6 protein-coding genes are annotated in these 6,601 nt (G+C 74.3%); 2 read left to right on the forward strand and 4 right to left on the reverse strand.

What is annotated here, in order from left to right; genetic code table 11:
* Positions 1-43 precede the first annotated feature (43 nt).
* Both npdG and HCN52_RS20360 read right to left on the reverse strand, forming a co-directional pair.
* Positions 44-808 (reverse strand): NADPH-dependent F420 reductase, encoded by a 765-nt coding sequence (npdG, locus tag HCN52_RS20355; RefSeq protein WP_168089906.1) that lies wholly within the window; start codon positions 806-808, stop codon positions 44-46.
* Between the two features lie 116 nt (positions 809-924).
* Positions 925-1,173, reverse strand: a complete 249-nt coding sequence (locus HCN52_RS20360; RefSeq protein ID WP_168089907.1) for a hypothetical protein — start codon at positions 1,171-1,173, stop codon at positions 925-927.
* A gap of 134 nt (positions 1,174-1,307) precedes the next feature.
* Between HCN52_RS20360 and map the strand changes: the two genes are divergently transcribed.
* Both map and HCN52_RS20370 read left to right on the forward strand, forming a co-directional pair.
* The gene (gene map, locus HCN52_RS20365) at positions 1,308-2,174 is read left to right on the forward strand and encodes a type I methionyl aminopeptidase (RefSeq protein ID WP_168089908.1); all 867 of its coding nucleotides are present in this window, start codon (positions 1,308-1,310) and stop codon (positions 2,172-2,174) included.
* 136 nt (positions 2,175-2,310) lie between these two features.
* Positions 2,311-2,970 carry a biliverdin-producing heme oxygenase gene (locus tag HCN52_RS20370; protein ID WP_168089909.1) on the forward strand — a complete coding sequence of 220 codons (660 nt, stop codon included), beginning with the start codon at positions 2,311-2,313 and terminating at the stop codon, positions 2,968-2,970.
* A 189-nt stretch (positions 2,971-3,159) separates the two neighbouring features.
* Here HCN52_RS20370 and HCN52_RS20375 read toward each other — a convergent pair whose 3' ends face one another.
* A complete protein-coding gene (locus HCN52_RS20375; RefSeq protein ID WP_168089910.1) occupies positions 3,160-4,863 on the reverse strand; it encodes an HtaA domain-containing protein in 1,704 nt (567 codons plus the stop codon).
* On the reverse strand, positions 4,860-6,362 hold the full coding sequence (locus tag HCN52_RS20380) for an HtaA domain-containing protein (protein ID WP_168089911.1): 1,503 nt from the start codon (positions 6,360-6,362) through the stop codon (positions 4,860-4,862). Before HCN52_RS20380 ends, HCN52_RS20375 begins: the two co-directional genes overlap by 4 nt.
* Positions 6,363-6,601 lie beyond the last annotated feature (239 nt).

The raw sequence follows: 6,601 nt of genomic DNA on the forward strand, positions 1-6,601 counted from the left end.
GTCCCCGCCCGGGCGGACCGGGCGGGGACGCGGCGCGGCGGCCTCAGATGTCGGTGAGCCGGATCCCCGCGTGGGCCCGGTAGCGGCGGTTGACCGAGATCAGGTTGGCCACCAGGGACTCCACCTGGTGCGCGTTCCGCAGCCGGCCGGCGAAGACGCCGCGCATCCCGGGGATGCGCGAGGCGAGTGCCTGCACGGTCTCGCAGTCGGCACGGGCCTCCCCCAGCACCATGACGTCGGTGGGGATCTCCGCCAGCGAGGTGTCCTGGAGCAGCACGGCGGAGAGGTGGTGGAACGCCGCGGTGACGCGGGACTCGGGCAGCAGCGCGGCGGCCTGCTCCGCGGCGCTCCCCTCCGGCACGGACAGGGCGTGGGCGCCCTTCTTGTCGAAACCGAGCGGGTTGACGCAGTCCACGACGAGCTTCCCCGCGAGCTCCTCCCGCAGCGCGGTGAGGGTGGCGGCGTGGCCGTCCCAGGGCACGGCGACGATCACGACGTCGCTGCGGCGGGCGCACTCGGCGTTGTCGGCACCCTCCACCCCGACGGGGCCGAGCAGCTCGTCGCCGGCGACCTGCCGGGCGCGGTCGGCGGAGCGGGAGCCGATGACGACGCGCTGCCCGGCGCGGGCGAGGCGGTAGGCGAGACCGCGCCCCTGGTCGCCGGTACCGCCCAGGACACCGACGGTGAGGTCGGAGACGTCCGGGAGGTCCCAGGGGTCCTTGGGGGCGGGCTTGCCGGTGGGGGCGGCCGCGCCGGGCTCGGCCGGCGGCGCGGGCGTCGGGTCGGTGGGCTGGTCCGGTGTGGTCATGCCCACGATCCTGCCAGGCGGCGCCCCGGGCGCCGCGCGCCCCGCCGTCCCCGTCCCGTCCGTCGGGGGGGGCGGCGGGGCGGTCCCGGGAGGGCGCGCGTCGAGCGGGCGCGGGGTCAGCTGCTCCCGGGCTTCGGGTCCTCGTCCTCGTCGTCGTCGCGCCAGCGGGGGTCGTTGCGCCACTCCTCGTCCCGTTCGTGGGCGGTCGCGAGGGCGCGCTCGGCGTCCATCCGGCTGGGGTAGGGGCCGAGGCGGTCGGTGGCGGGGCACTGCATCCCCTCCTCGACGGTGCCGTGGCGCAGGCAGTAGTACCACTGCCCGTCCGTGCCCTGCGGGTCCTGGGAGCTGCGTCGGAAGAGAGCCATACCGTCATCCTGCCCGCGCCGCGCCGCTCGGACCACCTGCCGCCCGGACCGTCCGCCGCGCGGACTGCCGCGGTGCGGCCGCCGGACCGTCGCCGGGCGGGGGCGGGCCGCGGCCGGGTCTTAGACTCGACGCCATGTCTGCGCAGTCGCTCGTCAGCCCCGGGACCGTCTCCCCCCTGCGGTCCGTCCCCTCCTCCATCCGGCGCCCCGAGTACGTGGGGAGAAAGGCGCCGCGACCGTACACCGGACCCGAGGTGCAGGACGCGGAGACGATCGAGCGGATGCGGGTGGCCGGCCGGCTGGCCGCGCAGGCACTGGTGGAGACGTCGCGGCACATCGCGGACGGTGTGACCACCGACCGGCTCGACGAGGTGGCGCACGAGTTCCTGTGCGACAACGGGGCGTACCCCTCCACGCTGGGCTACCGCGGGTTCCCCAAGTCGCTGTGCACCTCGGTCAACGAGGTCATCTGCCACGGCATCCCCGACAGCACCGTCCTGCGGGACGGCGACATCGTGAACCTGGACATCACCGCCTACATCGGCGGGGTCCACGGCGACAACAACGCCACCTACCTGGTCGGCGGAGAGGAGGCGGTGGACGAGGAGTCACGGCTGCTGGTGGAGCGGACGCGCGAGTCGCTGAACCGCGCCATCAAGGCGGTGCGGCCGGGGCGTCAGATCAACGTCATCGGCCGGGTGATCGAGTCCTACGCCAAGCGGTTCGACTACGGGGTGGTCCGTGACTTCACCGGCCACGGCATCAACACCTCGTTCCACTCCGGGCTGATCATCCCGCACTACGACTCCGCCGACCACACCACGGTGATGGCGCCGGGCATGACGTTCACCATCGAGCCGATGCTGACGCTGGGCACCCATGACTGGGACATGTGGGCCGACGACTGGACGGTCGTGACCAAGGACCGCAAGCGGACCGCCCAGTTCGAGCACACGCTGGTGGTCACCGCCGACGGCGCGGAGATCCTGACGCTGCCGTGACCCGCGGCCGCGGCGGCGTGGACCGCGCCTTTACCGACAGCATGTCGGCAACACCTTGACTTAGGTAAGCCTAAGTCGAGAGGATGGCGGGGTGCGGCGGCCTGCCGCGCCCCGCCCCCGGCCCCGGAGGTCCGTTGTGACCGCGCCCGTCGCGACTCCCTTTTCCACGCAGATCCGCGAAGCCTCCCACCAGCAGCACACCGAGGCCGAGAACTCCTCCTTCATGAGCGACCTCCTCGGCGGCGGACTGGGCGTGGAGGCGTTCCGGCTGTACACCGAGCAGCTGTGGTTCGTGTACCGGGCACTGGAGGAACCCTCGGCGCGACTGGCCGCCGACCCGGTGGCGGGCCCCTTCGTCCGTCCCGAGCTGGCCCGGGTGGCACAGCTGGAGCGGGACCTGGACCACATGCACGACTCGGCCGACTGGCGCGCCGCCGTCCGACCGCTGCCGGCCACCGCCGCCTACGCGGAGCGGATCACCACGACGGCGACCGACTGGACCGGCGGGTACGTCGCCCACCACTACACGCGCTACCTCGGCGACCTCTCGGGCGGCCAGGTGATCCGCTCCATCGCGGAGAAGACGTGGGGGTTCGAGCCCAAGGGCGACGGCGTGCGGTTCTACGTCTTCGAGGGGATCGGGAACCCCGCCGCGTTCAAGCGTGAGTACCGGACGCTGCTCGACGCGGTGCCGGGCGACGACGCGGAGCGGCTGCGGATCGTGGAGGAGTGCAAGCGGGCGTTCTCGCTCAACTCCGCGGTCTTCCAGGACCTGGGCGCGGCCACCGCGCACTGACCGCCGCGCACCGACACCGCGCGCGGACACCGCGACGACGCCGGCCCGGCGGGGCTCACCCGCCGGGCCGGCGTTGCGTCGTGCCCGTCTCCCGAGGGGCTGTTCGGCCTCCCCCGGACCGCACGGGCGCGGACGTGCCGCTGCCCGCCCGGCCTGTCGGGACCGGGCGGGCAGCGACGTGACCGGGTGTCAGTCGACCAGCGGGGAGGCGCTGCGGCGACGGGTCACCCAGGAGGCCGCGCCGCCTGCGACGGTCACGGCCGCGGCGAGGCCCGCAAGGGCACCGGCCGGGGTTCCGGTGGAGGCCAGGGCGCCGGCGCCGAAGCCGCCGCCCGCCGGGCCGCCGGAGACGCCGCCCGAGGCGCCGCCGCCGGCGATCGGGGTGGTGCCACCGGTCTGCGGGGCGGGGCTGTTGCCGCCGCCGGAGGGCAGCTCGGCGTCGTCGTTCAGCGAGACGGCGACGGTGAGCGGGTCGAGGTCGGCACCGGCCTCGTAGAAGCCGCCGAAGGCCTCGGCACCCTCGTCGGTGAGGACGGCCGGGACGTTCTCCAGGTGGATCACGTCGTCGACCGGGTTGAGCGCGGCGGCCGGCAGCGTCAGGTCGGCGACGACGACGCCCTCGTACTCGACGACGTCACCGCCGAGAGTGTGGGAGACCACGTCGGCGACGAGGACGCCCTCGGTGCCCTCGAACGCCACGGCCAGCTCGGAGAACTTGAGGTCCAGCTCGTACTCGCCGTCGGCCTTCTCGTGACCGACGAACTGCACGCCGCCGTCGAAGGCCGCCACCAGGGCGTCGGCCTCGGCGTCGAACTCACCGACCGCGTCCGGGAACCGGAAGGTCCCGTCGCTGTTCTCGGTTGCCCCGTCCAGCAGTTCCACCGAGCCGCGGGCGATCGGGCCGGTCACGTAGGTGCGGAAGGAGTCCCGCACGCCCCAGTCGAGGGTGCCGTCGGCGATGGTGCCGGAGGCGGGCTCGTCGTCACCGGGGTTGCCGGTGTCGTCGCCGTCGTCGGTGTCGTCGTCCTTGCCGCCGTCGTCACCGCCGTTGTCGCCGTTCCCGGTGTCGTCGCCGTCGCCGTCACCGGGGTTGCCGGTGTCGTCGGTGTCGTCGTCACCGCCGTTGCCGGGGTTGCCGGTGTCGTCGCCGTCGCCGTCACCGGGGTTGCCGGTGTCGTCGCCGTCGCCCGGCTCTCCGGTACCCGGCTCCTCGGTGTCGTCGTCCCCGCCGCCCCCGTCGTCCGGGTCACCGGGCTCGGCGGGCGGGACGGCGCTGACGGTGAGGGTCGCCGGGTCGAGCGCGGCGCCGGCCTCGTAGAAGCCGCCGAACGCCACCGACCCCTCGGCCGTCAGCGTCGCGGGGATGTCGGCGAAGACCATCGCGCCGCCGTCGCCCCGGCCCGGGCTGACGCCGCTCATGTCGAGGCGGGCGAACTCGACGTCCTCGGTGGTGTCGGTGCCGACGGTGACGTCGGCGAGGATCGCGCCGCCGGTCCGGCCCTCGGTGACGAGCCGGAGGTCGGAGAGCTTGAGGTCCAGCACGCCGCCGTGGCCCTCGAAGTGCACGCTGCCGTCGAACTCGGTGGCCACCGAGTGCGTGCCGAGGTCGTAGCTGCCGGTGCCGCCGGTGAAGGCGAAGGTGCCGTCGTCGTTGCGCTGGGCACCGTCGTCGAGGGTGATGCTGCCCTTGGCGATCGGGCCGCTGATGTAGGTGCGGAAGGACTCCTGGACGCCCCAGTCGAGGGTGCCGTCCACCAGGTCGTAGGTGGCTGCGGGTGCCGGGGTGTCGGCTGCCGCCGGTGCGGCGAATGCTGTCGCGGACAGCACCGTCGCCGTGGCTGCCGCGAGCAGCAGGCGGCTCGTGCGGGCGCCGCGTATACGGAGGGCGGTCATCGTTCGGTGGTCTCCTTGTCGGTGTCTTCGGAGGGAGTGGTGGCCCGGCGGGCACCGGTGGTGCGGCGCCGGACCAGGTATCCGGCCCCGGCGAGCGCCAGCAGGGCGATCGCGGCGGCGGCCGGCAGTGGCACGGGGGTGGAGGAGGAGTCGTCGGCGGTCGACTCGGCCGCCAGGGGCTCCGGTTCGCGAGTCGGCTCGGGCTCGGCCTCCTCGACGGGCTCGCTGCCGAGGTCGGGCAGCGGCGGAAGTTCGGCGTCGTCGCTGACGGCGACGGCGAGGGTGAGCGGGTCCATGACGGTGCCCTCGGAGTAGAGCCCGCCGAACGCCTCGGCGCCCTCGGCCGTCAGCTCGGCAGGCGCCTCGGAGAGGTGGAACAGCCCGTCCTCGACGGCCAGTTCGGGCACCTCGAAGGTCACCAGCGGCTGATCCTCGGCGGTGCCGTCGGCGGTGGTGACGTCGGCGGTCATCGTTCCGGAGCCGTCGGCCACCTCGACGCGGACGGCGTCGACCAGCAGGTCGAGGTCGTTGCCGGTGAAGTGGACGCTTCCGGTGAACGCGGCGGTCAGCAGGCCGGCTTCGGCGTCGAGTTCGCCGGTGCCGTCGGGGAAGCGGAAGAGCGCGCCGCCGTCCTGGGCGCCGTCGGCGAGTTCCCAACCGCCGTCGGCGATGTCGCCGGTGACGAACTCGCGGTAGGTGCGGCGCACGCCCCAGTCGAGAGCGGCGTCGGTGATCTCGGCAGTGTCGGGCGCCTCCTCGGCATCCCCACCCTCCTCCTCGTCCTCGTCCGCCGCCTCGTCCTGCTCGCGCGCCTCGTCGTCCGGCGCCGGGTCGGGAGCGGGCTCCGCCGGGTCGGGGGCGGGGTCGAGGGTGTCGGCGGTGAAGGTGACGGGGTCCAGCGGGTCACCGGCGGCGTAGTAGCCGGCGAAGGCGGCGGCGCCGTCGGTGGTGAGGGTGGCGGGGGCGCCGGTGACGGAGATCCGGCTGCCGCCCCGCAGGTCCACACCGGAGAGGTCGAGCGAGGCCAGGGCGACACCACTCGCCTCGGTGACCTGGCCGGAGCCGCGGGCCTTGGAGCGGATGTCGGCGTGGAGGGTGCCGGAGGCGCCGGTGACGCGGACCGACGGGTTGCTGATCGTCAGGTCCAGCTCGGGGACGCCCTGCGCGTCGACGTGGCCCTGGAACCGGACGCCACCGGTGTAGGCGGCGGAGACCGCGCCGGTCGCCGGGTCGTAGCCGCCGGTGGCGGAGTGGAACCGGAACTGGCTGTGGCCCACCGTGCCCGCTCCCCCCGAGAGCCCCCAACTCCCCTGGGCGACGCGGCCGGTGACGTAGGTCAGGAACGACGCGCGAACGCCCCAGTCCAACCGCCCACCGGAGACGGTGCGTTCGGACGCGTGCGCCGCCGGGGCGGTGAGCAGGGCCAGAGCCAGGGCCGCCAGGACCACGCCGAGCAGTCCCGTGAGGGGGACCCGGCGACGGGCGGGAATGGGCAGCATCGGACGCCTCCGAACCAAGGGGGGGCTAAGTGAGGTTAGGCTAACCTAAACTAAGGTCGGCCGTGTCGGAACCCCGGGCCCGGGCGGCCCGGCCCGACCCCCGGAACCCGTTGCCCAGAAAGGCGGAGCCAGGTGCAGCACCGGCCCAGACTCCTCGGAACGCTCCTCGCGACCCTCGCCCTGGCTCTCGCCGCCACCGGCTGCGCCGCCGACGCCGACTCCGGCGGTAGCGGCGCGGC

Origin of the sequence: Streptomyces bohaiensis (assembly GCF_012033785.1) — a bacterium.
Classification (GTDB): Bacteria; Actinomycetota; Actinomycetes; order Streptomycetales; family Streptomycetaceae; genus Streptomyces; species Streptomyces bohaiensis.